We start from the raw sequence: 26,287 nt of genomic DNA on the forward strand, positions 1-26,287 counted from the left end.
CGGGCGACCGCCGGGTTACCGGCATCGGTCAGCTCGACAACACCCGCTCGATCAGCTCCCGCACCGCACCCTCTCCACCTCTGCGACGCAGCACGACACGGGCCTCTTCGATCACCAGCGGATGCGCGTTCGCGACCGCGACCGGCCACCCCACGATCCGCATCGCCGGCAGGTCGTTGACGTCGTTGCCGAGGTAGGCGATGTCGCCGAGAGGCACCTCGTTGTCGCGCGCCCAGTCGCGCAGCGCCGTCTCCTTGTCGTCGATGCCGTGCAGCACGGGGACCCTGAGCTTGTCGGCGCGAGCGCGGACCACCGGATTCACCTCGGTCGACAGGATCAGCAGCGGCACGCCGGCTCGGCGCAGCAGGGCGACGCCCATGCCGTCCTCCCGGCTGACCCGCACCCGTTCATCGCCGTCGGCGTCGATGATCGCGGTGTCGTCGGTGTGCACGCCGTCGAAGTCGGTGACGACCGCGCGGACCGGGATGGGCGTGGGGGCCTCGTGCAGGCGGGCGAGCGCACGGGCGACGCGGAGTTGATCCGCATCGTCGATCTCGATCGCCGTCCACTCCGGCACCGCCGCGATGCGGGTCCTGCCGAAGAAGCGGTGCCTGTTCTCGCGGAAGCCCGCGGCACGGAACACATAGAACGCGCCGGTCTCGAGGTGGTGCGGCTCGCGGTCCTGTCGGCGCGGGCGGTGCGCGGCTTCGTGGTTGATCGCCACCGCCTCGCTCCCCTCCCCTTCCCGCCACAGGAACGCATAGGTCTCGTGAGCCGAGAAGACGCTGTCGGCGCGGTCGGCACGGATCTCCTCCACGGCGTCAGCGAGCGCATCGCTCGGGATGAACGGCGAGGTCGCCTGCAGGAACGCCACGATGCCGACGGCGGCTCCGTTCACCTCGAGGTCGTCCAATGCATGCAGGATCGCGCTCTCCGAGGTCGCGGTGTCACCGGAGAGCGCCGCGGGGCGACGGACCACCCGCGCGCCGGCCGACATCGCCACCGCCGCGATCTCGTCATCGTCTGTCGAGACGACGACCAGATCGATGCCGGGTGCGGCGGCCGCGGCGCGGACCGCACGCTCGACCAGGGGCACACCGCCGACGCGCTGCAGGTTCTTGCGTGGCACCTGCTTCGATCCCCCGCGCGCCGGGATGATCGCCACCGTGAGGGGCTTCCGCTCGTCCATCGTCCACATCCTCGTCGTCGCCATCGTCATCGTCCGCGTAGCGCCCGCCACGCACGCCCTGCCCGCCTCCTGGCCCCGAGGGCGTGAAGGCGCCACTCCTCGATCCTGCCCACTCCCCCGGCAGGACGCAGCGCACGACGCAGGGCGTTGTCCGTCGGCGCACCGGGCAGCCGCAGCTCGGCGAGCCGTCGGGGCGTGAAGTACCGAGCACGTTCGTCGGCGTCGAGGCCACGCAGCAGTTCCTCGGCCCGACCCCGCAGGTGGCCGGCGATCTCCGGCTGCATCGCATAGCCGACCGCGTCGATGAGCAGCTGCAGTCGGGCAGGATCGACATAGGGCGAGTCCTCACGCGTGAGGGCGTCGACCAGGGTGACGGGAATCCGGTTGCTGTTCTCGAAAGGCGTCAGGGCGGCCAGCACGGTGTCGTTTCCCGCCGAACCGATCGCCCGGCCGAAGAGCGCATGCACGGTCGGCAGCGCGGTGGAGAACCCGGCGACCACCGCCACCGCGTCCAGTCGCTCGGCGAGCAGTTCCGCGGGGAGGGGGCCGCGATACTCCTCGAAGTCGATGCCGCGACGGGCCGCTGCCCCTTCGACGGCGGCGGTCACCAGCGGCGGAGCGGCCGGATGTGGTTTGAACACGATGCGCCGCGGTCGCCACTGCGCCGCGCGGTCGACCAGGCGCGTCTGCAGATCGATCTCGGCGGCCGCCGTCATCAGTCCGAGCGCCGACAGGTACTGTCCGAGCACGAGCACCGTCGAGCCGGACTCGTCCGGAGGCTCGGTCGAGCCGGCATCCGTCTCGCCCAGGGCGGCGGCGAACACCCGCGGCGGCACCGGCACGACCTGTGCACCAGGTGACCCGACGAGCGGTCGGACCCCCGGTACGACATCGGCGTAGACGACCTGTTCGATGCGTGCGGCGACGGAGTAGGGGATCCGCACCCGCATCGGTGAGTACGTCATCAGACCATCGCCGATGATCGTGATGCGCGCCTGCGGGAACAACGCCATCAGTGTGCGGGCCGGCGCGACCTGCGGACTCTGCACGAACAGTTCGAGATCGTGAGGATCCAGATCCCACGCGCGTGCGAACAGCCGCTCCAGCATCGGCAGGTCGGAATCGGCCGGCTCCCACGAACTCGGATGCATGGGCCCGAGCAGGTCTTCCCACGGCTCGATACGGTCGAACCGTGCACGCAGAGATCCGAGCGCCGGGTCGTGCGCGATCCCGACCACCGTCTCGGGCACTCGAGACGAGGTGAAGGGAACCAGGAGGCGCTCGCCGACGGACGCGTCGAGGAGTCCGGAATCGATCCCGGCGACGGCCGTCGCCAGGCCATAGGCGCTGTGGAGCGCGAAGATCTGCGTCATGCCGCACGCCCTGCCTGTCGGAGGATGCGCGCGAGCACGCGGCGGCGCGGCCCGCCGAGGCGCCCCAGCACCGCAGTCACCTCATCAGTGGGGAGCCGGCGGAGCATGTCGCGGATCCCGGATCGCATCTCCGTGCGCAGCTGTGGGCTCATCCGCCGTGCGCGCACGAGGTGGTGGGAGCTGAGGGCGAGTGCGGTCCAGACGACCTTGGGCAGGAAGCGCTCCGCCTCCGCGTCCTGCTCGACCACTGAGACGACCTCATTCATGGCCCTGGCGAAGTCGAGTTGCCGCCGATCGTGCACCTGCGTCAGCGATGTGGCGACGCCCCGGCGGTAGAGCAGGGCAGGCGCATCGACCACAGCGAACGATCGGGCCTGCAGGTGCAGTCGCCAGATCCAAGGACGGTCCTCCGCTGTGAACAGGCCCTCCGGGAACGCCGCGAGACCGCTGTCGATGATCCGGCGGTGGAAGAGCCCTGCCCAGGCGTAGGGATAGTCGACCATCGTCGACTCGTTCTCGGGCAGGATCGCCTCTCGCGGCGGTGTCACCCGCTCCCGCCACGGGTGCGGTGCGCGGACAAGCGCCCGCTGTCCATCGGTCACCGTGACGTGGTCGGTGCGCACGAAGTCGCAGCCGAGCTCCCGCATACGCGACAGCAGTACCTCGAGCCGCCGCGGCTGCATCCAGTCGTCGCCGTCCAGGAAGCAGAAGGCGTCGCCCTCGACATGCGCGAGGCCTTGATTGCGGGCCGTCGCGAGCCCGCGCGCCGTCGGATTCCGGAGCACCTCGGCGTGATCGAAGCACTGCGCGTACTTCTGCATGAGCTCGCCGGTGTCGTCGCGGGACCCGTCGTCGATGGCCACGAGCTTGACCGCTCCGGCATCGTCGAACTGGCGGGTGAGCGTTTCGAGCGTCGTCCCGATGTACTCGCCGGCGTCTTTCGCGGGCAGGATGACGGTGACGAAGGGTGGTGTGCGCACAGGACTCCCGGAGACGGACGGTGTCCGGGAATGGTGCCAGGCGGTCGTTGCCGGATGGCGACGCGGAGGTGAACGATGGGTGTCCACGGAGACGAGCACTGAGGTGTGGTCCCGCACCCGAACGGAACCACACCTCCCAGTGCATCGCACTGCCGAACGTGACACGTTCGGGATGCAGGATCGCAGATGCGACCCCGCGGGCCACGGGGTCGTCTGACCCCCATCAGACTCCCCCGAGACGTTCTTCGTCGTCGCATTCGTTCCCAGAGACGAAATCGACCTCCGGTAACATAATACATGCCAGCATGATGGAACCTGCGCGCCGCGATGCCGCGCTCTTCGAGGTTCGGTTCGCACCCGCGCGACGCATCGACGACGATGGGAGCATGCTCTGGCCCTTCGGATCGACCTGGCGTCCCGTGCGACAGCGTCGTCGCGACACCGTCGATCTGCGATGGCTCAGCGCGAGGACGTGGACCAGGCGCTGGTACCCGCAGGGCGTCGACGTCGGCGAGTGGCGCGGGCGACGCACCCTGGCCGTGAGCTGGTTCCGTCAGGAGCTCTCCGGGGAGCACCTCGCCTCCCGCGTCACGCTCGTCGATCTGGAGCGCTCGCGCCACATCGACATCCTGCTCGCGGTCACCGATGACGAGGGCGAGCTGCAACCGGCGCGGATCCACGCCGGTGGGCTCGCCTGGTTCGGGGATCGCCTGTTCGCCGCGGCCACAGGACGCGGTGTCTGGGAATTCGACATGTCCGACATCCGTCAGGTGCACGGCGCACTCGCTCAGCGACTGGCCGGGGCACGCCGTCGCAGTGGACGCACGACGGCGCTCATCGCGGTACGCACCCGCGCGCATCCGATCGCGCTGCGCTGTTCGTACCTGGGCCGCGTGTTCGACGACGCTGGCGCGTCGTTGCCGCGAGTGCTCATCGGTGAGCACCGCACGGATGACAGCGGCCGGATCGGCGAGTTCATCGTCCCCGCGAGCGCCGATGACGACTTCGCCGAGGTCGATCGCTTCACCCCGGGCATCCCGCGGATGCAGGGGGCCGTCCGCTGGGGCGATCGGCACTTCGTGTCGCAATCCGACCGTATGCACCCCGGTACGCTCTGGAGCGGCCGGCGCGAGGCGCTCGCTCCGACTCCGGTGCCGCTGCCGGTCGGATGCGAAGACCTCGCCCTCGACCTCGAGGCGGGACTGCTGTGGTCGCTCGGCGAGCACCCGTGGCGGCGCGTGGTGCGCGGCATCCCCTTCCCCCGACTCGGCATCCCCCGCAGCACCGACGACGGGACCGACGACAGCACCCGCGACGGAGGCCGTCCGCAGCGAACGTAGACTGGAGGGGTGAAGAAGCCCGCGCCTTTCCTCGTCTACACCGTGCTGCGGCTGCTGGCGTTCCTCGTCCCGCTCGCCATCCTCTGGGTGTTCTTCCCGATCTTCCGAGAGTTCTGGTGGCTCGCCGCGATCTTCGCCGCGCTGATCGGCATGAGCATCTCGATGCTGTTCCTGCGTGCGCCCCTCACCGACGCCTCCGCCCGGTTGCAGGAACGCCGCGAGAGCCGCTCGTCCGCCGGACAGGCCGATGCGGACGCCGAGGACCAGGTCATCGACGAGTCGAACGACCCGATCGACGGCGACGCCAGGGCCTGAGCGCCCCGGCTGCGCTCAGCCGACGAACGCCCAGAAGAGGGCGCCCGCGTAGAGCAGCGACGTCAGCGACGTGAGCGCCAAAGCGGTCACGAGTTCCTTGGGCTGCCGGTAGGACCACACGATCGCGATCGCCGGGAGCCCTGCGAGCAGCGCCAGCAGCGAGATCCATGCGATCGGGAACGCCAACGCCAGGAAGGCCGCGATCCCGAACGGCGCGATCACGAAGAGGGTGAACAGCACCTGGGTGGCCCGGCGTCCGATCAGCACCGTCAGCGTGCGCTTTCCCACTTCGCGGTCCTGATCGATGTCCCGCAGGTTGTTCGCGAGGAGCACGGCGCAGGCGAAAAGGCCGGTCGCGATCGCACCGAGCCACGCCTGCTGCGGCAGCGCGAAGATCTGTACCCAGGTCGTGCCGAGGGTGGCGACGAGCCCGAAGAACACGAAGACGAAGACCTCGCCGAGGCCGTAGTAGCCGTAGGGCCGCTTGCCGCCGGTGTAGAACCAGGCGGCCACGATGCAGGCGGCGCCCACCGCGAGCATCCACCACTGTCCGGTGCGCACGACGATCGCCAGCCCGACGAGCGCGGCGAGCGCGAAGAACACCAGCCCGATGATGAGGACGGTGCGCGGCGCGACCCGCCCGGATGCGGTCAGGCGCGCGGGCCCGACCCGGTGGGCATCGGTGCCGCGCACGCCGTCGCTGTAGTCGTTCGTGAAGTTCACGCCGATCTGCAGCAGCACCGCGACGGCGAGACAGGCGAGCGCGATGACCCAGTGGAACTCGGGCCCGGTGCTGCGCGCGGCTCCCGTGCCGATCACGACCGGCGCGATCGCGAGAGGAAGGGTGCGAAGACGCGCGGCCCCGACCCAGTCGGAGGCCGTCACGGGGCCCGCTTCGACCGCCGGACGCTTCGCCGGGTTGCCGCTCGTGCGGACCGGGGTGCGCTTCGCGGTCGGGGTCTTCTTCTTGCGCTGGGAGGATGCTGCCACGCAGGGAATCCTACTGGCCGGGGCGATGCCCGACCTCAGCGTGAGGGCCCATCAGGAGTTCGGGTTGCTGTCCTTGCCGTCGAGCCACAGAGTGTCGGACGCGTCTGCGTGGGCACCGCCCGTGCCCACGTGCTTGTCGCTGATCTGCGGGCCCTTGGTGATCACGTGCACGAGCGCCATGGCGTGCCCCTGACCGAGTTGGTAGTCCTCTTTGAGCCACGCGACGATCGGCGTCGCCTTGGTGGTGCGGTCGAACCCCTTCTCGGTCGCGAGCGCGATGAACTGCCGCGGGGTGAGGCCGGTCTTGGTCTCGATGTTGTCGAGGTATGCCTGGAAGGACATCGGTGCTCCTGTGGTCAGTCCTCATCGAGGAACGTCTGGATGATGGTGGCAGAGGCGTGGATGCCGATGATGCGGAGCACCCCGTCCCCCACGTTGGTGAAGCGGTGCGGGATGAAGGCGGGCCCGGTAGCCGTGTCTCCCGCCCCGGCCACGAAAGTCTCCTCGCCCACCGCGATCGAGGCAATGCCCTCGATCACGACCCAGGTCTCAGGATAGGGATGCCAGTGCAGCCCCGGCCCTTCCCCCGGCTGGTTCTCGACGAAGAAGTACGACACCTCGGCGCCGTGCTCGGCTCCCACGAACCTGCGGCTGCCGCCCGTACCGATGCGGATGTCCGCCCCGGAGACGACCCCGTTCGATGGTGATGTGCTGTTCATGGCACCAGTCTCGACAGACTCGCGAAGAGTCCCTAGAGTTTCGACGTGGATCGAAACTCCGGCCCGATCGAGGGCGTCGAGCACCCCGATCACCGCGTCGAGTTCCACCTGAGCCCGGGTGACGTCGAGGCGGTGCGGTTCGGCATCTCGCCCGGACACGAGCTCGCGCACGCGGTACGGGTACTACGGCGACCGACCGCCCACCCCCTGCAATGGGGGTGGCTGCGTTCCGTGCGCGACCGCCTCCCCCGCGACGACGTCGCGCTGCTCGCCACTGTGATCGGCGACGACGGCTACCTGCCCGACTTCCTGACGACCACGCCCCGCTGGGACCTCACGCCCGAGATCGAGCTCGACGAACTGCGCGCCGCATCCCTCGGCCCGATGCGCGTCGACTTCGGGAAGATGGTGGCGCGGTCGAGCGGAACCCGGCGAGAGGCTCTCCGCGAGATGCGGGATCACCCCGCCCGCGCCCGCAGCCTGATCGCCGACGCGTGGGGCGCCGTGTGGGACGCCGCACTCGCCCCGGTGTGGCCGCAGCTCGACCGGCTGCTGCGCGCCGACATCGCCGTCCGCACACGCACGATGGCGAGCGCGGGCATCGCCGGTATGGCCGGCGATCTGCACCGACAGGTGACCTGGGGGTCCGGTGCCGTCCGCGTCTCGCTGCGCCGCCACAGCGAACAGGTCGACTGCCGGGGAAGCGGCATGGTCCTGGTCCCGTCCGTCATGTCGTCATGGGGATGCATGGTGCTCACCGAGCCGCCGGCACAGCCCACCCTGTTCTATCCCGCCCGGGGAGTCACGGCCGGATGGGCCCGCGACGCCACCGAGATCGCCGACGCCCTCGGCGCCCTGTTGGGGCCGGCCCGAGCGGCCATCCTGCTCGGCGCCGGCACGGCCCGCACGACCTCGCAGGTGGCACGCGATGCCGACATCGCGATATCGACGGCATCGCACCACCTCTCGGTGCTGCGGGGCGGCGGTCTCATCGCCAGCGAACGCCACGGCGCCAGGATGCTGCATCTGCGCACGCCGCTGGGCGAGGCGATGGTCGGCGCGATGCTCTGACGCCCGCTCGTCCGACTACTCGGTGGAGCCCACCGGGATGATCGGCCGGTGCTCGTAGTACGTCTGCAGGACCACGGTCGTGCGGGTGCTGACGTTCGCCGCGAGCCGCACGTCGCGCACCAGTTCTTCGAGCGCACGCGGTGACGGAACCCGCACGAAGAGCATGTAACTGGCATCGCCGGCGATGGAGTGACATGCCTCGATCGCGTCCAGGTGCTCCAGCAGCTCGGGCGCGTTGTCGGGCTGCGCCGGGTCGAGCGGGGTGATCTCGATGAACGCCGAGAGCGGCGTGCCCACCTGCTCGGGGTCGAGGATCGCCTGGTATCCGGAGATGACTCCCCGCGTCTCCAACCGACGCAGGCGCGACTGCACCGCCGAGACCGACAGCCCCACCGCATCCGAGAGCTGGGAGAGCGTGGCACGGCCGTCACGGGAGATCGCGGTCAGGATCGCGCGGTCGACAGAGTCATCCATGGCTGTAAGATTATCGTCAGGATTCCGTTTGTGCAGGAATCTTTCCGTCAAAAACTCCGATCGGAGGTCCCGATGTCCCTTCTTTCCGCCAACAGTTCCGCTGTTCAGGCCATCGTCGGCGAACCCGAGGTCGTCGAGGACGCATCGATCGCCGAGCAGTCGACCGCCTGGGCACAGCTCAAGGACGCGGCGATCGCGATCCGCGAGATGCAGATCAAGGACGGCTCGATCCCGGACGCCGCTCATCATGCCGCGGCCCGCGAGCTGGTCGGCGCCATCACCGCCGCGATCCACGCGCTCGCCCCGGCCTTCCCGCACGACGCCGAGTATCTCGCCGCCTCCGTGGTCGACTTCGACCGCTGGTCCGCCTCGGACTTCGGCGTGCCGGACTTCCTCGACTCGCTCATGGCCTTCCAGCCGCAGCAGCACCGCGTCGACGGCATCCGTCACCTCGTCGTGTTCCCGATGTACACGCAGAACGGATCGAGCGACCGCCTGGTCGAAGCGCTGATCGTCGAGACGATCTGGCCGGAGTTCATCGCGGCGCTCGAAGCGGGCGACTACGGCAACAAGCTGTTCGTCTCGCTGCGTCTGGTCGACTTCACGCCCGGATACGACACCAACTCGGCCGTGCTGTTCCCCGAGACCGTCGCGATGCGCGAGATCCCGTCCTTCACATGGGGCGCGATCTTCCAGGACCGCGAGGCGGCCCGCTACCGTCGCGTCACCCGTGCCGCTGCCGAGATCACCAACCTCGACCTGCCGGAGCGCGCGGCCGCGATGCTGGACGATCAGCAGGTGGCAGAGAAGACGTTCGTGATGTGGGACATCATCCACGACCGCACCCACATGCGTGGAGACCTGCCGTTCGACCCGTTCATGATCAAGCAGCGGATGCCGTTCTTCCTCTATTCGCTCGAGGAGATGCGCTGCGACATGACGGCGTTCCGCGAATCCGTGAAGATCGAGCGCGCCCTCGCGGCACGCATCGACGCCGGCGAGGAGCTCACCGCGACCGAGCAGGAGATGCACGACTACGCGCACCTCGTGCAGTACGCGGTGATCTTCGACCGCATCTTCCGCTTCTCGATCACGGGCACTCGCACCCGCAACTACGACGCGGTCGGCGGGCAGCTGCTGTTCGCATGGCTGCACCAGCGCGGCGTGCTGCACTGGACCGACACCGCTCTGGCGTTCGACTGGGACAACGTGCCCGATGCCGTGGTGGCTCTGGGCGATGCGATCGACGACCTGTACTGGCACTCGATCGACCGCCCGAAGGTTTCGCACTGGCTCGCCGCATACGAACTGGTGCGCGGCACGCTCACCCCGCACCCGGCATCGCAGTGGGCTCGCGGGCTCTCGGACGAGATCCTCGCCGGTGCGCCGAAGGGCTACACGGACGCCGTGATGGACGACGAGTTCCCGCTGTCGATGTTCTTCGAGACCCTCGACAAGAAGATGAAGCCGGTCATCGAGTCGACTGTCGGCATCCGCGGTACCGACGACTGAGGATGAAGACCACGCGCGCACCGCGCGCGTTCCGAGTGTGACGCTGGGGCGCACCGCGCTGCGGCCGGAACCTGTTCTGCGGATCTCTCCGCGGGTTCCGGCCGCAGAAGCCCCGACGACGCGGAAGAGTGGACACATGGCTGAACGCACCGATTCGAACGCCGCCGGACGCACCGTCGTCCTCGCCGGAGCGACCAGCGCCGCCGGCCTCGCCGCCACACGCGCACTGGTCGCCGCGCATGCCCGTGTCATCGCCACCGGCCGCTCCACGGAGCGCCTGCGGGAACTCGCAGATGCCGGGGCTCAGGTCGAGGTCGCCGATGCGACCTCCCTCGACGCGATGACCGCCGTGGCCTCGCGGATCGGCCCCGTGGATGCGGTGGTCCCGCTGGTCGGCGGCTGGCGCGGTGGTGGAGGGCTGGCCGGGCAGTCCGACGCTGACTTCGCCGCACTGCTGCCGGCACTCGAAGCCGTGCGCGCCACGAGCCGGGCGTTCGACACTGCCCTGCGCGCCTCCGCGGCCGGACGCTTCGCGATCGTCTCCTCGACCGCCGTCGCACGTCCCCTCGCCGGCGGGGCGAACTACGCCGCCGTCAAGGCCGCGAGCGAAGCCTGGGCCCGAGCGGTCGCTCAGGGGTATGCCAAGGCGTCGCGCGAGGCCGGGGAGCCACTGCGGGCCGCATCCGTCGTGTTCCGCGCCCAGGCGCTCGACGCCGAGGTGCTCGCTGCACGGATCGTCGCGCTGTGGGATGCGGACGCCGCCGAGCTCAATGACCGGGTGTTCGACGTGGCCTGATTCCGCCCGGGATCACCGACGCGGTCCCCCGGATTCGGGGGGCATCCCCGGCACGACGGGCGGTGCGTCCGCACGCCGGGTCACGACGGGCTCGGTCTCGTCATCGTCCGGTGTCCGGTCCGAGATCTCCTCCTCCGCCCCCGCGACCTCCTGCTCCGGAGCCTCTGCGTACAGCTCTGTGAGCTTGCGATACGAGCGGGTGAAGAAGGCCAGGGTGGCGGCGACGACCATGATCAGTCCGGCGAACAGGCAGATGAGCGCGATGCCTCGAGCCTCTCCCTCGCCGAGCAGCCACCCCCACTGCCGCTGCCCCTGCGCCGTGTCCATGTACGGGATGATCAGGAACTCGGCGATCGGTGCGATCAGGAATGCGGTGATCGGGGCCGCTGCCGCCTCCATCGCGGCGGCCACTCCGAACACGCGCCCCTGCCGCTCGAACGGCACGACCTTCTGGATCACGGTCTGCTCGGCCGCCTCCACCGGAGGCACCAGCGCCATGTACACCCACATGCCGACCACATACAGCGGCCACCACTCCCGCAGCATGAACACGGAGCCCAGCAGCCCCATCGCGATGACCACGAGCAGCATCGTGCGCATCGGCTTCGGACCGAGACCGAACTTGGCCACGAGTCCCCCGCCGACCAGGAATCCGGTCGACGCGAACGCCAGGGCGAATCCCCAGGTCTGGGCGTCGAAGAGCGTCAGCCCGTAAGGATCCATGAGCGCCATGTAGACGCCGCCGATGAGGTTGTTGAACGTGGAGAAGATGATCAGTGCGAAGAGGCCGGGAGCCAGCCGGATGGCCCGCACGCTTCCCCGGAAGTCGAGCGCGCTCGACGCGTTCGGGTCGGGCTCCGGATCGCCCTCGGGGATGCGTACGAACAGCAGATGCACGAAGGTGAGCGCCATGGCGGCGATGGCGATCGCGAGCGTCCACCCCATGCCGAGGAAGCCGATCGAGAGTCCCGAGAACACGCTCGTGACGAGGAAGGCGATGCCCTGCACCGTGCCGACCAGGCCGTTGGCGTTCGCACGTCTCTCTTCGGGGATGAGCAGGGTGACCGTCGTGGACAGCGCGATGTTGCGCAGCTGCTCGATGACTCCGCCGAACAGGATGATGCCAGAGAACAGCCAGAACCACGGTCCGCCCAGGTCGAGCAGGGCCGCCTCGGGCTGCCAGAGGTAGAGCACCCCGGCCACCAGGAAAGCGACAGCCGAGATGACGCTCGAGATCACCATGACGGTGTGCTTGCGGTTTCGGTCGACGATCGTGCCGAACGCCATCGCGAAGAACGCGACGAACAGCATGTAGGCACCGCCGATGATGCCCGTGGCCAGCACCGACTGCGTCTCGATGTAGACCCAGAACGTGAGCGCGAACCACAGGAAGCTCGTCGTCACGTTCGCGATGAGCGTGTTGACGAGGACGTTGGCGAAGGCCCTCTTCGCTGCGGTGCGCTGCATGCCTAAGAGGGTAGGACCGGCCTCCGACATCCGGAAGCCCCTCTCCGGACAGAGCATCGTCGTCGCACCGCGAGCACCGGCCGGACAATTAGGCTGGGGAGGTGAGCATCCAGCATGACCCCGCGATCCGGGGCTTCGCCAGTGACAACTACTCCGGTATCCACCCCGAGATCCTCGCGGCGATCGTCGCGGCGAACGGCGGCCACCAGAGCGCCTACGGCGAGGACGCGTACACCGCGCGCCTGCAGGAGGTCTTCCAGGAGCACTTCGGCGAGGGCGTGGAGGCGTTCCCGGTGTTCAACGGCACCGGCGCGAACGTGACCGGCCTGCAGTCGATGCTGCCGCGTTGGGGCGCGGTGATCGCCGCCTCCACCGCGCACATCAACGTCGACGAGGCTGCGGCGCCCGAGAAGATCGGCGGCTTCAAGCTGCTCACGGTCGCCACCGACGACGGCAAGCTCACCCCCGAGCTGATCGACCGCGAGGCCTGGGGCTGGGGCGACGAGCACCGCGCGCAGCCGCTGGTCGTCTCGATCACCCAGACCACCGAGCTCGGCACGCTGTACACGGCCGAAGAGATCCGCACGATCGCCGACCACGTGCATGAGCGCGGCATGAAGCTGCACCTCGACGGCGCACGCCTCTCGAACGCCGCTGCCGCCCTCGACCTGCCGCTGCGCGCGTTCACCCGTGACGCGGGTGTCGACGTGCTCACCTTCGGCGGGACGAAGAACGGTGCCATGCTCGGCGAGGCGATCGTCGTGCTGAACCCCGAGGCCTCCCACGGACTGAAGTACTCGCGCAAGTTCAACATGCAGCTGTCGTCGAAGATGCGGTTCGTGTCGGCGCAGCTGATCGCCCTGCTCGAGAGCGACCTCTGGTTGCGCAACGCCCAGCACGCCAACGCCATGGCGGCCCGTCTGCGTTCCGAGATCGAGGCCGGCATCGCCGACGGCTCCATCCGGGGCGTCGGATTCACCCAGCCGACCCAGTCCAACGGCGTGTTCGCCACGCTCCCCGACGGCGTCGCCGACCAGCTCCGCGACTCGTTCCGCTTCTACGACTGGGACGCGGCGCGCAAGGAGGTGCGGTGGATGTGCGGCTTCGACACCGAGCAAGCCGACGTCGACGCCTTCGTCGCCGAACTCGCCCGGCTCACCACGGTCTGAGCGCCGCGAAGGCCAGCAGAGCAGACGTCAGCGCAGCGGACGTCAGCGCAGCAGACCGAGGCTCGCGAGAGCCTGTCGGATGAGCGTGCCCCGGCCGTTCTCCATCTCGGCGGCGACCGCGTCGGAACCGGCGGCCTCCGGCGAGAACCAGGTGACCTCGAGAGCGTCCTGACGCGGCTCGCACGTTCCCGTCACTGGCACGACGAACGCCAGCGACACGGCGTGCTGCCGATCATCGTGGAACGCACTCACCCCGGGGATCGGGAAGTACTCGGCCACCGTGAACGGCAGCGGCTGCGGCGGCAGCAGCGGGAAGGCCATCGGGCCCAGGTCGTTCTCGACGTGGCGGAAGAGGGCGTCGCGGATCGTCTCACCGAAGCGGACGCGACCGGACACGATCGTGCGCGTCATCTCGCCCATCGGAGTGGAGCGCAGCAGGATGCCGATCTCGATCACCTGGCCGGAGCCGTCGGTGCGCACCGGGATCGCCTCGACGTAGAGCATCGGCAGACGGCGCCGAGCCTCTTCGAGCTCGAACTCGCTCAGCCAGCCGGGATTCGCGTCGGGCGCGGGCCGGTTCGAATCCGGGAAGTCGCCGAGACCGTCGTCATCGGGCTCCGGATCGGGATCAGGTGTGCGGACGGCCATGTGTCCTTTCTACCAGCCGCTTCTGCGAACCGACACCGCGCGCACGTCGGTCGCCCCTGGCAGGATGACGGTGTGAGCGAGAACCTGACGATCGACGACACCGCGACCCGATGGTCGTCCCCCGACCGCGGAGGCATGCCTCTGCTGGTCCTGCTGCACGGCTACGGTGCCGACGAGCACGACCTGTTCGGACTCGTCCCCTCCCTCCCCGAGGGCATCGCCGTGGCATCCGTGGCCGCGCCCCTCGCACCGCCGTGGCCGATGCCGGGGCGTTCCTGGTACCCGATCGAGGGACTCGACGGGCGCAGCTCCGAGGCCGTGACCGCCGCCGCGGAGGCCTTCCTGCGCTGGCTCGACACCGCGGCGGCCGATGCCCCCTCGGTCGCCCTGCTCGGCTTCTCTCAGGGCGCGGCGGTGTCGCTGCAGGCTCTGCGCCTGGCCCCGGAGCGCTTCGGGGCCGTCGCGGTCCTGAGCGGGTATGCGGCACCGGGCGAGCTCCCGAACGACGAATCGCTGGAGGAATTGCGCCCGCACGTGTTCTGGGGCCGGGGCACGCACGACGACGTCATCCCTCCCACTCTGATCGATCACACGGCGCAGTGGCTGCCCACGCACTCCGAGCTTTCCGGGCGCGTCTACACCGGCCTGACGCACAGCATCTCCGAGGAGGAGCTGACCGACGTGCACCGGTTCCTCACGAAGTGGCTGGAGGGGATCACCGCGGGCTGATCAGCGCTCCGGCTTCTCGTCGGAGGCACCGGGATCGCGATCGGGATCACCATCGGGGTCGTCACCGGGGTCGTCACCGCTGCGGTCCTCATCGGCCTCGCCCTCGCGCCCGCTCTCTGCGCGGGAACCCCCGCCCGACGTGATGGCGACGGAGAGCGCGACACCGATCGCCACTCCGATCCCGATACCGAGCGCCCAGTTCTGCAGGGCAGCACCCATCGACGCTCCGATCGCCACCCCGAGCGCGAGCCCCACACCCAGGCCCATGCGCGAACGCGACTCCTGCGGACTCGGATCCTGATCTGCCATGACTCCACGGTACGGACCCGCAGGCTCGACGGCATCCCCCGCACGACGGATGTCCGACACGCCCGGGGGTTGCGCGATCCTGACAACCCCGGGTATCGTCGGGGAGTCCTGTCCGCCGTGTCTGGAAGTCCTTTGATCTGATCCGTCGCCTCCGCGCTCTTCTTTCCGCGCGCTGACCCGACGATCGCCGACTCCACGGCAGACCCTCTCCTCTCGCAACCTGTGACGCGTGTCACGGCCCGGCAGGGGCTCGGTGTCAGTGCACCCTCGCACTCGACAGGAGACACTCATGTCAACTCCCACCACTGTTCACGCGTCGGTCATCCTCGACCGACTCACCTTCACCTGGCCCGACGGATCGGTCGCGCTCGACGGCGTCTCCGGGTCGTTCGGCTCGGGCCGCACCGGCCTCGTCGGACGCAACGGCGCAGGCAAGTCCACGCTGCTGCGACTGATGGCCGGCGAACTCGAACCGACGTCGGGCGTCGTCTCGGCATCCGGCGAGGTCGCGTACCTGCCACAGCAGCTGACGCTCGACGTCGACCGCCGCGTCGCCGACCTCCTCGGGGTGTCCGAGGCGCTCGATGCCGTGCGGGCGATCAGCGCCGGCGACGTGGATCCCGCCCACTTCGACGCCGTCGGCGACGACTGGGACATCGAGGCGCGCGCCGAGGCGTCGCTGGCCGAGGCCGGACTCGCCTCGGACTTCCTCGACCGCAGGGTCGGCGAGCTGTCGGGCGGGGAGGCCGTGCTCGTCGCGATCGCCGGCATCCGTCTGCGCCGCGCACCGATCACGCTCCTCGACGAGCCGACCAACAACCTCGACCGTGACGCCAGGGCGAAGCTCGCGGCGATGGTGCGCGCCTGGAAAGGCACGCTCATCGTCGTCAGCCACGACCTGTCGCTGCTCGAGCTGATGGACGATACCGCCGAGCTCTACGCCCAGACCTTGAGCGTGTTCGGCGGTCCGTATTCGGAATGGCGTGCGTGGCTGGACGCCGAGCAGGATGCCGCGAAGCAGGCCGAGGTCACCGCCGCCCAGGTGCTCCGCAAGGAGAAACGGCAGCGGATCGAAGCCGAGGTGAAGCTCGCCCACCGCGCGCGCACGGCGAAGAAGGCGGAGATCGAGAAGCGGGTCCCGAAGATCGTCGCGCACGGCCGGAAGATGGCCGCCGAGGTATCGGCCGGCAGGCTCCGCACCGAGGTCGGAGCGAAGGAGGATGCCGCGCGCTCGGTTCTCGACGAGGCCGGGCGACGGGTACGCTCCGATTCGTCGATGAAGATCGAGCTGCCCGACCCGCAGGTGTCGCGCAGCCGCCGCATCGCGACGGTCGGCGATCACGAACGCGCGTGGGTGATCCAGGGGCCGGAGCGGGTCGCGCTGATCGGACGCAACGGCGCGGGGAAGACCACGCTGCTGGAGCGGTTGGTCGCCACCGGCGTTCACAGCTCAGGAGCAATGACTCCCGTCGGGCCGCAGGGGCGGGAAGGAAGCGGATCCGAGACGGAGGTCCTGAGTTCCGTACGGCCAGCCCTGCATGCCGAAGCCCATACCGACCTGATCGGCTACCTGCCGCAGCGGGTCGACGGCCTCGACGAGGAGCGGTCGGTGTTCGAGAACATCGCCGCCGCAGCGCCGCACGTGCCGGAGAAGGAACTGCGCAACCGCCTCGCGCGGTTCCTCATCCGCGGGGCCACCGCGGAGCGACCGGTCGCCGCCCTCTCGGGTGGCGAGCGCTTGCGCGTCGCGCTGGCGAAGCTGCTGCTCGCCGACCCGGCACCCCACCTCGTGGTGCTGGACGAGCCGACGAACAACCTCGACCTCGATACGGTCGACCAGCTCGTCGACGCCCTTCGTGCCTACCGCGGTGCGGTGCTCGTGGTGAGTCACGACGATGCGTTCCTGCGGCGGCTCGACCTCGACCTGACACTCGAGATCGACGCCGACGGCGCGCTCCAGGAGGTCTCGCTGGAGCAGTGACGCGCGGGAGGACGACAACGCGCGGAAGACGACGACGCGCGCCGGGACTCCGTTTCCTCGGCGCGCGCCGTCGTCGCACCGGAACCCGTCAGACCAGGCCGACTTCGTAGGCGAGGATGACGGCCTGCACGCGGTCGCGCAGGTCGAGCTTCAACAGGATGCGGCCGACGTGGGTCTTCACCGTCGACTCCGACACGAACAGGCTCTCGCCGATCTCGGTGTTGTTGTATCCCTTGGCGATGGCGAGGAACACATCCCGCTCGCGTTCGGTCAGCACGTCCAGCCGTGAATCGACCGCCTCGGTCTGTCGGGGAAGACGGGTGGCGAACAGGTCGAGCATCGACCGTGTGACGCGCGGCGAGACGAGGGCGTCGCCGGCGGCGATCGCGCGGATCGCGGCGGTCAGCTGCGCGGGCGGGGTGTTCTTCAGCAGGAAACCACTCGCTCCTGCGCGGAGGCTCCCGAACGCGTACTCGTCGAGGTCGAAGGTCGTGAGCACCAGCACCCGGCTCGACGGCGTGCTCCGCACGATGCGCCTGGTCGCCTCGATCCCGTCCATCTCCGGCATCCGGATGTCCATCAGGATCACGTCGGGTCGCAGATCGGCCGCGAGGTGCACGGCCTCCGCTCCTGAGACGGCCTCCCCGACCACCTGCATGTCATCTTCGGCATCGAGCACCATCCGCATACCGCGACGGATCAACTCGTGGTCGTCCACGATGAGCAGCCGGATCTTCTCCTCGGTCATCCCTGTTCCTCCTGTTCGGGAAGTTCCACCCGCACGCGCCATCCGCCCTCGGGGAGCGGACCGGCGTCGACCGTCCCGCCGGCCAGCCGCGCGCGTTCCCGCACGCCCACGAGGCCGCGGCCCGATCCGACCGAGACCGCCGGCGGCCCCTGCCGGCCGTCATCGGTGACCTCGATCACGAGGACCTCTCCACGGAAATCGAGACTCACGAGCACCTCCCGCGGGTCCTTGGCATAGCGCAGCGCATTCGTGAGCGCCTCCTGCACGATGCGGTGGATCGTGTTCTGCAGCGCCGGTGCCCCGGGCGCCGCCCCTTGCATATGCACCGTCACCGGCAGACCCGCGGAGCGGAAGGTCTCGACCAGGGCCGTGAGTTCCGCCAGTCCGGGGTTGGGGCGCAGCGGGCTCTGCTCCTCGCCGTCGTCCGCGTCGTCGCCGAGCGCGCCCAGCAGCTGGCGCATCTCGACGAGCGATTGCCGTCCGACCTCGCCGATCTCCTGGATGGCGCTGCGCGAACGCTGCGGATCCTTCTCCGCGAGCGCGCCGGCGCCGTCGGCGAGCGACACCATGACCGACACGCTGTGCGCGACGACGTCGTGGATCTCGCGGGTGATCCTCGCGCGCTCGGCCAGCGTCGCGATCCGCGCCTGCTGGTCGCGTTCGCGTGCGAGCTGGTTGGCGCGGTCGAGGATCGCCCCGATGTAGCGCCGCCGGTCACCCACCGTGACTCCGAGGAGCGCGGCGATCAGCATCACGACGAGGAACAGCAGGCTGCCCGGCACATACGTGAAGCCGCCATCGGGGGCACCGCGGCGCAGCCAGTCGAGAGCGGGGAGCACCACGACCCCGGCCAGCACCGTCACCCCGAAGGCGACCCATCCGCTGCGATTCGAGCGGTAGACGAAGAGCGCGTAGAGGGCGAAGCCGACGCCGATCGGCTCGGCAGGCGTGTCGGCGATGAGCGCCACGACCGCGACGACCGCGAAGACCCCGAACGTGAGCCACGGTCGATACCTGCGGAAGAGGAGTCCGATCGCCGCGAGCACGCCCAGCACTATCGGGACGACGATCGGAGCGAGCGGGGACCAGTCGCCCGAGGAGAGGGGAGCGACGACCGCCCAGAACACACTCACGATGAGGTACGCGAAGGCGAGCAGACCGTCGAAGAGCCAGGGGTGGTTTCCCCAGAACCGCCGGACGATCCCCGGCGGCCGCGGCAGGTCCACCGACCGGGCCCCGCTCTCGCCGACGGATGCTGACTCTCGCATATGACGACTCTACGCACCGCACGTCGGGTTCCTCAGCGGGAGACGGCGACGAGCGCACCCGTCGCAGTGCGACGCGCGGTGCTCTGATGCGAATCGAGGGTCGGCGCCACCGGTTTCCACGTCTCGCGCCGCACCCGTCGACGCCGCTGCGCGACCGCCGTGTCCATTCCGAGGATCGCGAGCCACCCCATGCCGATGGTGGTCGCGACGAGCTCGAAGATGCTGCCGATGTCCGTGCGGAACTGCAGCAGGGAGAGGATGCCTCCCGCCGCGGCGATCACGGCCGTCGAGACGCCTGCGCCGAGCGACAGCACCCGGAGCGTGCGCCGACCTTCGACGAAGGAGACCTGCAGCATCGCGAACGCGGCCAGGGCGAAGGCGAGCACGGCGACCGTGGTGTGCACCAGATCCTGCCAGGTGAACGCGGGCCCGACCGGCAGCGGGCACCCGGTCGTGCACGTGACCTGCGAGGCCACCAGGAACAGCGATGATGCCATCGCCACCGAGAACGACGGCGACCAGATGCTCAACCACGGCACCGTCGAACGCAGCCCGCGCGAGGCCCAGGCCACAGCGAAGCCACCGGTGACGAGGAGCAGCAGTGCGAGCTCGAACCATCCCGCGGTCGGCTCGCCGTCGGCTCCGAGTCCGCTCACATACAGGACGCGGTCGATGCTCAGACGGGCGACCCAGATGATGGTCAGCGCGACGGCGACGAGCAGGCTTCCGACGATCGAGGCGACGATGCGGAGAGTGGTTCCGGCAGGGCGAGAGGCGGTGTTTTCGGTGGGCATAGGGAGACGGTATGAGCGGAGGCCACCCCGTCGCGTCGGCCCGAAGTGCCCACTGTCGAGGGGCGTCGTACCGAGGTACGACGCCCCGTCGTCGCCGCGATGCGGGGGAACGACCTCTGCCGAAAGCCGTCCCTTCGCGGTCGCGGGAGGTGTGCGCATGCGAACCTCCCACCTTCCGCCGACATCGTTCACGACCCCGATGTCCCCGGCCTCGACGAAGATGGAGGGATGAGCGACGTGCTCGACCGTTTCACCTCCGCGACGCAGGACTGGTTCCGGGGGGCCTTCCCCGCGCCCACGCCGGCGCAGGCGGGCGCCTGGAATGCGATCTCCGCGGGCAAGCACGCACTCGTGGTGGCACCGACCGGGTCGGGCAAGACGCTGTCGGCGTTCCTGTGGGCGATCGACAGCGTGTTCCGGGAGCGCATGGCGGAGACCGCCCCTCCGGCGAAGGGCGAGCCACGCACGCGCATCCTCTACATCTCTCCGTTGAAAGCGCTCGGCGTCGACGTCGAGCGCAACCTCCGCTCGCCCCTGATCGGCATCGGACAGTCGGCCAGACGGCTCGGGGTCCCGGCGCCGGCGGTGACGGTCGGCGTGCGCTCGGGCGACACGACCTCGAGCGACCGACGCAAGCTCGTGTCCGACCCGCCCGACATCCTCATCACGACCCCCGAGTCTCTGTACCTCATGCTGACGAGCCGCGCAGGTGAGACGCTGCGCGGCGTGCACACCGTGATCATCGACGAGGTGCACGCGGTCGCCGCCACCAAGCGCGGCGCGCACCTCGCCGTGAGCCTGGAGCGCCTCGACGCGCTGCGCCGCGCGAACGGCATCGAGACTCCCGCGCAGCGCATCGGACTCTCGGCCACCGTCCGCCCGATCGACGAGGTCGCCCGGTTCCTCGGCGGCTCGGCTCCGGTCGAGATCGTCGCGCCCCCCGCATCCAAGACCTTCGAGCTCGGCGTGGTCGTGCCGATGGATGACATGACCAACCCGCCGCCCCCTCCCGGTGTGCCGGGGGATGCCGCCGATGCCGAGTACTCCGAGGTCACCGGCTCGGTCTGGCCGCACGTCGAGGAGGCGATCGTCGACCGCATCCTGCAGAACAACTCGACGATCGTGTTCGCCAACTCCCGTCGCCTCGCCGAGCGCCTCACCGGGCGTCTGAACGAGATCTACTCCGAGCGGATCGGCGTCGAACTTCCGGCGGCGACCGTACCCGCCGCCATGATGGCGCAGGCCGGAGCGACCGCAGGTGCCGATCCCGTGCTCGCGAAAGCGCACCACGGTTCGGTCTCGAAGGAGCAGCGCGCGCAGGTCGAGGAAGAGCTCAAGTCCGGCGCGCTGCGCTGCGTCGTCGCGACGAGCAGCCTCGAGCTCGGCATCGACATGGGAGCGGTCGACCTCGTGATCCAGGTCGAGGCACCACCCTCGGCGGCCTCCGGTCTGCAGCGGGTGGGCCGCGCCGGTCACCAGGTGGGCGAGATCAGTCGCGCCGCGCTCTTCCCGAAGCACCGCGGCGACGTGCTGCACACCGCGATCGTGACCGAGCGGATGCTCGCGGGCAAGATCGAGGCGATCCAGGTGCCGCGCAACCCGCTCGACATCCTCGCGCAGCAGACCGTCGCCGCGAGCGCCCTCGGAGCCATCGGCGTCGAGGAGTGGTTCGAGACGGTTCGCCGGTCGGCGCCCTTCCAGGCTCTTCCGCGTTCGGCCTACGAGGCGACGCTCGATCTGCTGGCCGGCCGATTCCCGTCCGACGAGTTCGCCGAGCTGCGCCCCCGACTGGTGTGGGATCGCGATGCCGGCACGCTGACCGGGCGACCGGGAGCGCAGCGCATCGCGGTGACCAGTGGCGGCACGATCCCGGACCGCGGCCTGTTCGGCGTCTTCGTCGCCGGCGAATCGACGGGCGCGCGGGTCGGCGAGCTCGACGAGGAGATGGTCTACGAGTCGCGGGTGGGAGACGTGTTCACGCTCGGTACGACGAGCTGGCGGATCGCGGAGATCACCCACGACCGCGTCAACGTGATCCCTGCCTACGGGCAGCCGGGCAAGGTGCCGTTCTGGCACGGCGACGGGATCGGCCGGCCGTTCGAGCTCGGCGAGGCTCTGGGCGCGTTCTCCCGCGAGGTGTCGGCGGCCACGCCCGAGAAGGCGGCGCAGAGACTGATCGACGCCGGACTCGACGAGCAGGCGCGAGCGAACCTGATGGCGCACCTGACCGAGCAGCGCGAAGCGACGGGCACGCTCCCGACCGACCGCACGCTCACCGTCGAACGTGGTCGCGACGAGGTCGGCGACTGGCGTGTCATCCTGCATTCCCCCTACGGCATGAAGGTGCACGCACCCTGGGCGCTGGCGATCAACGCCCGGGTGCGTGAGCGCCTCGGCGTCGAGGGGTCGGCGGTCGCGAGCGACGACGGCATCATCGTGCGCATCCCCGATGCCGAGGCCGAGCCGCCCGGCGCAGAGCTGTTCGTGTTCGAGCCCGACGAGCTGGAACACCTGGTCACCGAAGAGGTGGGCGGCTCCGCCCTGTTCGCGTCCCGCTTCCGCGAGTGCGCGGCGCGGGCACTGCTCATGCCCCGCATGAATCCCAACAAGCGCACCCCGCTGTGGCAGCAGCGACAGCGGTCGGCTCAGCTGCTCGAGGTGGCCAGGCGCCATCCGACCTTCCCGGTGATCCTCGAGACCCTGCGCGAAGTGCTGCAGGACGTCTACGACCTCCCCTCGTTGCGCACCCTCGCGACGTCGATCGCCGACCGCCGCATCCGCCTCGTCGAGACCGAGCCCGGCCAGCCCTCGCCGTATGCCCGTGACCTGCTGTTCGGCTACGTGGGCGCCTTCATGTACGAGGGCGACTCCCCTCTCGCCGAGCGCAGAGCGGCCGCTCTGTCGGTCGACCCCGCACTGCTCGGCGAGCTGCTGGGCACGGTCGAGCTGCGCGAACTGCTCGACCCCGACGTGATCGCCCAGTTCGAGCGCGAGGCGCAGCGTCTCGACCCCGATCGCCGAGCGCGCGGACTCGAGGGCGTCGCCGACCTGCTGCGGATGCTCGGCCCCCTCGACGCCGACGAGGCGACGGCCCGCCTCGACCCCGACTCGATCGTCGACACCTCGGCAGCCGCCCTGCTCGACGAGCTGATCACCGCGCGCCGGGCGATCCCCGTGACCATCGCCGGCACGAGCCGGGTCGCGGCGATCGAAGATGCAGGACGCCTGCGCGATGCCCTGGGCGTTGCGCTCCCGACCGGTGTCCCTGTCGCCTTCCTCGAACCCGTCGCCGACCCGCTCGGCGACCTCGTCGCCCGCCATGCCCGCACGCACGGCCCGTTCACGACGGATGCCATCGCCGCCCGGTTCGGACTCGGCGCCGCGGTGGCCCGGCACACCCTGCAGCGCCTCGAGACCGCGGGGCGGATCACGAGCGGCTACTTCCTGCCGGAGGCGGCGGGCAGCGGCGATGCGATCGAATGGTGCGACACCGAGGTGCTGCGCCGCCTGCGGATGCGCTCGCTCGCCGCGATCCGTGGATCGGTCGAACCGGTCTCCCCCGAGGCGTACGCCCGATTCCTGCCCGACTGGCAGCACATCGGTCGCCCCCTCGACGGCGTCGACGGCGTGCTCAGCGTGATCGAGCAGTTCGCCGGTGTTCCGATTCCCGCGAGCGCCTGGGAATCGTTGGTCCTCCCCTCCCGCGTGCGCGACTACTCCCCCGGGATGCTGGATGAGCTGACGGCCGCCGGCGAGGTCATCTGGTCGGGGCACGGCACGCTTCCGGGGCGCGACGGCTGGGTGTCGCTGCATCCCGCCGACATCGCGCCCTTCACCCTCCCGGAACGCGACGCCGAGATCGCCTCCGACTCCCTGGAATCACGTATCCTCATCGCCCTCGACGTCGGCGGCGCCTACTTCGCCGGCCAGCTGAAAGAGATGGCCGCGGCCGAGAACGAGCAGTCCGTGCTCGAGGCGCTGTGGTCGCTGACGTGGTCGGGCTACGTCACCAACGACACCTTCGCCCCGATCCGCTCTCTTCTCGCCGGCGGCTCGCAGGCACACAAGGTGAAGCGCCGCGCCCCCCGCGCCCGCACCTACCGCGGCGTGTCCTTCACCGGATCCGCCGCACCGCGGCCCGCGTCGATCGGCGGACGCTGGTCGCTGCTGCCCGCACTCGAGACCGATCCCTCCCGTCGGGCGACCGTCACCGCCGGCCTCCTGCTCGACCGCTACGGCGTCGTGACCCGCGGCGCCGTGCAGGCCGAAGGCGTGCCCGGCGGCTTCGCGCAGGCCTATCGAGTGCTCGCCGGTTTCGAAGAGGCGGGGCACTGTCGCCGCGGCTACGTGATCGAGAAGCTCGGCGCCGCGCAATTCGCCGCCTCAGGCACCGTCGACCGACTGCGCACCTACGCGGGCCTCGCCGATCCACCACCCCGCGCGGCCGTCACCCTCGCCGCGACCGACCCCGCGAACCCCTACGGTGCGGCGCTCGGCTGGCCCAAGCTCGACGGGGTGTCGCACCGCCCCGGGCGCAAGGCGGGAGGTCTGGTCGTCCTGGTCGACGGCACCCTGGTGCTCTCCCTGGAACGCGGTGGCCGCACGGTGCTGTCGTTCAGCGATGACGTCGACGTGCTGCGTGCCGCCACCGCCGACCTCGCTGCCACCGCGCGCAGCCGACGCCTCGATACCCTCACCGTCGAGAAGATCAACGGCGAGGGGGTCTACGGCACCGCACTCGCGCTCGCCCTGCAGGAGGCCGGCTTCGTGGCGACGCCGCGCGGATACACCCTCCGCAAGGTCGTCTGAGCGATGCCTCTACGCTGGAAGCCATGATCCGAGAGTTCGCCGCCGGCATCCGTACGCTGCTGCGGGGATTCGGCCTGTGGCGCACGCGGCCCGGTCTCATGGTGCTCGGACTGATCCCCGCGATCATCGCGCTGATCCTGCTCGCCGCCGCACTCGTGCCGCTGATCATCTCGCTGCCGTCGGTCTCCACCTGGCTGACGCCGTTCGCCGAGGGGTGGCTCGAACCGTGGCGCGGACTGCTGCGGTCCGCAGTGAGCTTCGTGATCGTCGCGGCGGCGCTCGCCCTGGCCAGCGTCGTGTTCAGCGCTCTGACCCTGACGATCGGCGACCCGTTCTATCAGCGCATCTGGCACGCGGTCGAGGTCGATCTCGGTGACGCTCCCCTTGCCGACGGCGGCGGCTTCTGGAGCGCCCTCGGCGAAGGGCTCCGACTGGTGCTGCTCGGCATCCTGATCGCGATCCTCGTACTGCTGATCGGCCTCATCCCGGCCGTCGGTGGATTCCTCGGCCCCATCGCCGGTGTCGTGCTCACCGGTCGACTGCTCGCACGCGAACTGACGGGCCGCGCCTTCGACGCCCGCGACCTCAGCCCCACCGACCGAGCCGTGCTGTTCTCCGGCAGCCGCGCACGGGTGCTCGGCTTCGGTGTCGCGACCCAGCTCTGCTTCCTCATCCCCGGCGGCGCCGTCGCGATCATGCCCGCCGCCGTCGCCGGGAGCACCATGCTCGCGCGGGACATGCTCACCCGCGCCGGAACCGCTGCGCTGCCCACGACGACGACCCCGACGCCGCCCCCGCCCCTCGGGGCTTCCTGATGCCCGAGGGCGACACGGTCTTCCGCACGGCCCGACGCCTCGACGAAGCGCTGGCCGGTGCGGAGGTCACCCGCTTCGACCTCCGCGTCCCCCGGTTCGCCACGCTCGATCTGACCGGGCAGCCCGTGCACGGCGTGGTTCCCCGCGGCAAGCATCTGCTCATGCGCATCGGCGACAGCACGCTGCATTCGCATCTGCGCATGGACGGCGCCTGGTTCGCGTACCGCCCGGGAGAGAAGTGGCGGCACCCGGCGTTCAAGGTGCGCGCCGTCGTCGGCACACCGCGGAGTGAAGCCGTGGGCGTCGACATCGCCGAGATCGAGGTCGTCGCCACGCGCGACGAGGACCAGCTCGTGGGGTACCTGGGGCCGGATCCCCTCGCCGACAGCTGGGACGCGGCCGAAGCGGTCAGGCGTCTCGGGGCCGATACGCGCAGCATCCATGTCGCGCTCCTCGATCAGCGCAACGTCGCGGGGTTCGGCAATGAGTACGCTGCGGAACTCCTGTTCCTGCGCGGAATCCTGCCGACCACGCCGACGCCGGACGTCGATGTGTCCGCCCTCATCGATCTCGGCGTCCGCACCATCCGCGCCAATCGCGACCGCCGCCACCGCACCTTCACCGGCATCGATCGCCCGGGTCAGGGCACCTGGGTGTACGGTCGCGCCGGGCGCCCGTGCCGACGCTGCGGAACCCTCATCCGACGCGGCGAGCAGGGCGCCGATCCGACCCGCGAGCGCGTCACCTTCTGGTGCCCCTCCTGCCAGCGCTGACCACATCCATCCGCGGGA

24 protein-coding genes are annotated in these 26,287 nt (G+C 70.0%); 11 read left to right on the forward strand and 13 right to left on the reverse strand.

From position 1 onward, the window contains the following. Positions 1 to 28 precede the first annotated feature (28 nt). From DW307_RS18220 to DW307_RS07720, 3 genes are read right to left on the reverse strand one after another with little or no spacing between them, the layout of a single operon-like run. Positions 29 to 1,189 carry an acylneuraminate cytidylyltransferase gene (locus DW307_RS18220; protein ID WP_240750550.1) on the reverse strand — a complete coding sequence of 387 codons (1,161 nt, stop codon included), beginning with the start codon at positions 1,187 to 1,189 and terminating at the stop codon, positions 29 to 31. Positions 1,190 to 1,215: 26 nt separating this feature from the next. Continuing rightward, positions 1,216 to 2,562, reverse strand: a complete 1,347-nt coding sequence (locus DW307_RS07715; RefSeq protein WP_136024434.1) for a polysialyltransferase family glycosyltransferase — start codon at positions 2,560 to 2,562, stop codon at positions 1,216 to 1,218. Next, entirely contained in the window at positions 2,559 to 3,542 is a 984-nt protein-coding gene (locus DW307_RS07720) for a glycosyltransferase family 2 protein (protein ID WP_136024435.1), read from the reverse strand. The genes DW307_RS07715 and DW307_RS07720 overlap by 4 nt, the downstream gene beginning before the upstream one ends. Positions 3,543 to 3,847: 305 nt before the next feature. On the opposite strand from DW307_RS07720, the gene DW307_RS07725 reads away from it, so the two are divergent. Together DW307_RS07725 and DW307_RS07730 are read left to right on the forward strand one after the other, a co-directional pair. Further along, positions 3,848 to 4,882, forward strand: coding sequence for a hypothetical protein (locus tag DW307_RS07725; protein ID WP_136024436.1), 1,035 nt, complete (start codon positions 3,848 to 3,850; stop codon positions 4,880 to 4,882). A gap of 9 nt (positions 4,883 to 4,891) precedes the next feature. Continuing rightward, entirely contained in the window at positions 4,892 to 5,197 is a 306-nt protein-coding gene (locus tag DW307_RS07730) for a DUF4229 domain-containing protein (RefSeq protein ID WP_136024437.1), read from the forward strand. A gap of 15 nt (positions 5,198 to 5,212) precedes the next feature. Here the strand turns inward: DW307_RS07730 and DW307_RS07735 are convergent, their stop codons facing one another. Genes DW307_RS07735 through DW307_RS07745 form a run of 3 tightly spaced genes read right to left on the reverse strand, consistent with a single transcriptional unit; the run spans position 5,213 to position 6,906 of the window. After that, positions 5,213 to 6,187, reverse strand: coding sequence for a 1,4-dihydroxy-2-naphthoate polyprenyltransferase (locus DW307_RS07735; RefSeq protein ID WP_136024438.1), 975 nt, complete (start codon positions 6,185 to 6,187; stop codon positions 5,213 to 5,215). A gap of 51 nt (positions 6,188 to 6,238) precedes the next feature. Then, the gene (locus tag DW307_RS07740; RefSeq protein ID WP_021201172.1) at positions 6,239 to 6,529 is read right to left on the reverse strand and encodes a DUF4287 domain-containing protein; all 291 of its coding nucleotides are present in this window, start codon (positions 6,527 to 6,529) and stop codon (positions 6,239 to 6,241) included. A gap of 14 nt (positions 6,530 to 6,543) precedes the next feature. Further along, positions 6,544 to 6,906 carry a cupin domain-containing protein gene (locus tag DW307_RS07745; RefSeq protein WP_021201173.1) on the reverse strand — a complete coding sequence of 121 codons (363 nt, stop codon included), beginning with the start codon at positions 6,904 to 6,906 and terminating at the stop codon, positions 6,544 to 6,546. A gap of 45 nt (positions 6,907 to 6,951) precedes the next feature. Here DW307_RS07745 and DW307_RS07750 point away from each other — a divergent pair, with 45 nt between their 5' ends. Continuing rightward, the gene (locus DW307_RS07750) at positions 6,952 to 7,977 is read left to right on the forward strand and encodes an ArsR/SmtB family transcription factor (protein ID WP_136024439.1); all 1,026 of its coding nucleotides are present in this window, start codon (positions 6,952 to 6,954) and stop codon (positions 7,975 to 7,977) included. Between the two features lie 15 nt (positions 7,978 to 7,992). Here DW307_RS07750 and DW307_RS07755 read toward each other — a convergent pair whose 3' ends face one another. Next, positions 7,993 to 8,451 carry an Lrp/AsnC family transcriptional regulator gene (locus DW307_RS07755; RefSeq protein WP_017829260.1) on the reverse strand — a complete coding sequence of 153 codons (459 nt, stop codon included), beginning with the start codon at positions 8,449 to 8,451 and terminating at the stop codon, positions 7,993 to 7,995. Between the two features lie 72 nt (positions 8,452 to 8,523). Between DW307_RS07755 and DW307_RS07760 the strand changes: the two genes are divergently transcribed. Both DW307_RS07760 and DW307_RS07765 read left to right on the forward strand, forming a co-directional pair. Continuing rightward, positions 8,524 to 9,963 (forward strand): DUF6421 family protein, encoded by a 1,440-nt coding sequence (locus DW307_RS07760; protein ID WP_136024440.1) that lies wholly within the window; start codon positions 8,524 to 8,526, stop codon positions 9,961 to 9,963. Positions 9,964 to 10,099: 136 nt separating this feature from the next. Then, positions 10,100 to 10,759, forward strand: a complete 660-nt coding sequence (locus DW307_RS07765) for an SDR family NAD(P)-dependent oxidoreductase (RefSeq protein ID WP_029260008.1) — start codon at positions 10,100 to 10,102, stop codon at positions 10,757 to 10,759. A gap of 12 nt (positions 10,760 to 10,771) precedes the next feature. On the opposite strand, the gene DW307_RS07770 is transcribed toward DW307_RS07765, so the two are convergent. Continuing rightward, the gene (locus DW307_RS07770) at positions 10,772 to 12,226 is read right to left on the reverse strand and encodes an MFS transporter (RefSeq protein WP_029267458.1); all 1,455 of its coding nucleotides are present in this window, start codon (positions 12,224 to 12,226) and stop codon (positions 10,772 to 10,774) included. Positions 12,227 to 12,327: 101 nt separating this feature from the next. Between DW307_RS07770 and DW307_RS07775 the strand changes: the two genes are divergently transcribed. Beyond that, positions 12,328 to 13,395: a threonine aldolase family protein gene (locus DW307_RS07775; protein WP_136024441.1), complete on the forward strand. Its 1,068-nt coding sequence runs from the start codon at positions 12,328 to 12,330 to the stop codon at positions 13,393 to 13,395. A 42-nt stretch (positions 13,396 to 13,437) separates the two neighbouring features. Here DW307_RS07775 and DW307_RS07780 read toward each other — a convergent pair whose 3' ends face one another. Then, the gene (locus tag DW307_RS07780) at positions 13,438 to 14,043 is read right to left on the reverse strand and encodes an NUDIX hydrolase family protein (RefSeq protein WP_021201180.1); all 606 of its coding nucleotides are present in this window, start codon (positions 14,041 to 14,043) and stop codon (positions 13,438 to 13,440) included. A gap of 72 nt (positions 14,044 to 14,115) precedes the next feature. Between DW307_RS07780 and DW307_RS07785 the strand changes: the two genes are divergently transcribed. Next, positions 14,116 to 14,772, forward strand: coding sequence for an alpha/beta hydrolase (locus tag DW307_RS07785; RefSeq protein ID WP_205810436.1), 657 nt, complete (start codon positions 14,116 to 14,118; stop codon positions 14,770 to 14,772). Here the strand turns inward: DW307_RS07785 and DW307_RS07790 are convergent, their stop codons facing one another. Continuing rightward, positions 14,773 to 15,081, reverse strand: a complete 309-nt coding sequence (locus tag DW307_RS07790) for a hypothetical protein (RefSeq protein WP_136024442.1) — start codon at positions 15,079 to 15,081, stop codon at positions 14,773 to 14,775. A 289-nt stretch (positions 15,082 to 15,370) separates the two neighbouring features. On the opposite strand from DW307_RS07790, the gene DW307_RS07795 reads away from it, so the two are divergent. Further along, complete coding sequence (locus tag DW307_RS07795; protein ID WP_136024443.1) at positions 15,371 to 17,062, forward strand: ABC-F family ATP-binding cassette domain-containing protein; 1,692 nt, start codon at positions 15,371 to 15,373, stop codon at positions 17,060 to 17,062. Between the two features lie 88 nt (positions 17,063 to 17,150). Here the strand turns inward: DW307_RS07795 and DW307_RS07800 are convergent, their stop codons facing one another. Genes DW307_RS07800 through DW307_RS07810 form a run of 3 tightly spaced genes read right to left on the reverse strand, consistent with a single transcriptional unit; the run spans position 17,151 to position 19,872 of the window. After that, complete coding sequence (locus DW307_RS07800; RefSeq protein WP_136024444.1) at positions 17,151 to 17,810, reverse strand: response regulator; 660 nt, start codon at positions 17,808 to 17,810, stop codon at positions 17,151 to 17,153. Beyond that, positions 17,807 to 19,078, reverse strand: coding sequence for a sensor histidine kinase (locus DW307_RS07805; protein WP_051668092.1), 1,272 nt, complete (start codon positions 19,076 to 19,078; stop codon positions 17,807 to 17,809). Before DW307_RS07805 ends, DW307_RS07800 begins: the two co-directional genes overlap by 4 nt. 32 nt (positions 19,079 to 19,110) lie before the next feature. Beyond that, positions 19,111 to 19,872, reverse strand: coding sequence for a DUF998 domain-containing protein (locus DW307_RS07810; protein WP_197020537.1), 762 nt, complete (start codon positions 19,870 to 19,872; stop codon positions 19,111 to 19,113). A gap of 228 nt (positions 19,873 to 20,100) precedes the next feature. On the opposite strand from DW307_RS07810, the gene DW307_RS07815 reads away from it, so the two are divergent. From DW307_RS07815 to DW307_RS07825, 3 genes are read left to right on the forward strand one after another with little or no spacing between them, the layout of a single operon-like run. Next, positions 20,101 to 24,681 (forward strand): ATP-dependent helicase, encoded by a 4,581-nt coding sequence (locus tag DW307_RS07815; protein ID WP_136024445.1) that lies wholly within the window; start codon positions 20,101 to 20,103, stop codon positions 24,679 to 24,681. Positions 24,682 to 24,704: 23 nt separating this feature from the next. Continuing rightward, complete coding sequence (locus DW307_RS07820; RefSeq protein ID WP_136024446.1) at positions 24,705 to 25,496, forward strand: EI24 domain-containing protein; 792 nt, start codon at positions 24,705 to 24,707, stop codon at positions 25,494 to 25,496. After that, positions 25,496 to 26,269: a DNA-formamidopyrimidine glycosylase family protein gene (locus DW307_RS07825; RefSeq protein WP_136024447.1), complete on the forward strand. Its 774-nt coding sequence runs from the start codon at positions 25,496 to 25,498 to the stop codon at positions 26,267 to 26,269. The genes DW307_RS07820 and DW307_RS07825 overlap by 1 nt, the downstream gene beginning before the upstream one ends. Positions 26,270 to 26,287: the final 18 nt, after the last annotated feature.

It is taken from the genome of Microbacterium sp. K27, assembly GCF_004794435.1.
GTDB lineage: Bacteria > Actinomycetota > Actinomycetes > Actinomycetales > Microbacteriaceae > Microbacterium > Microbacterium maritypicum_A.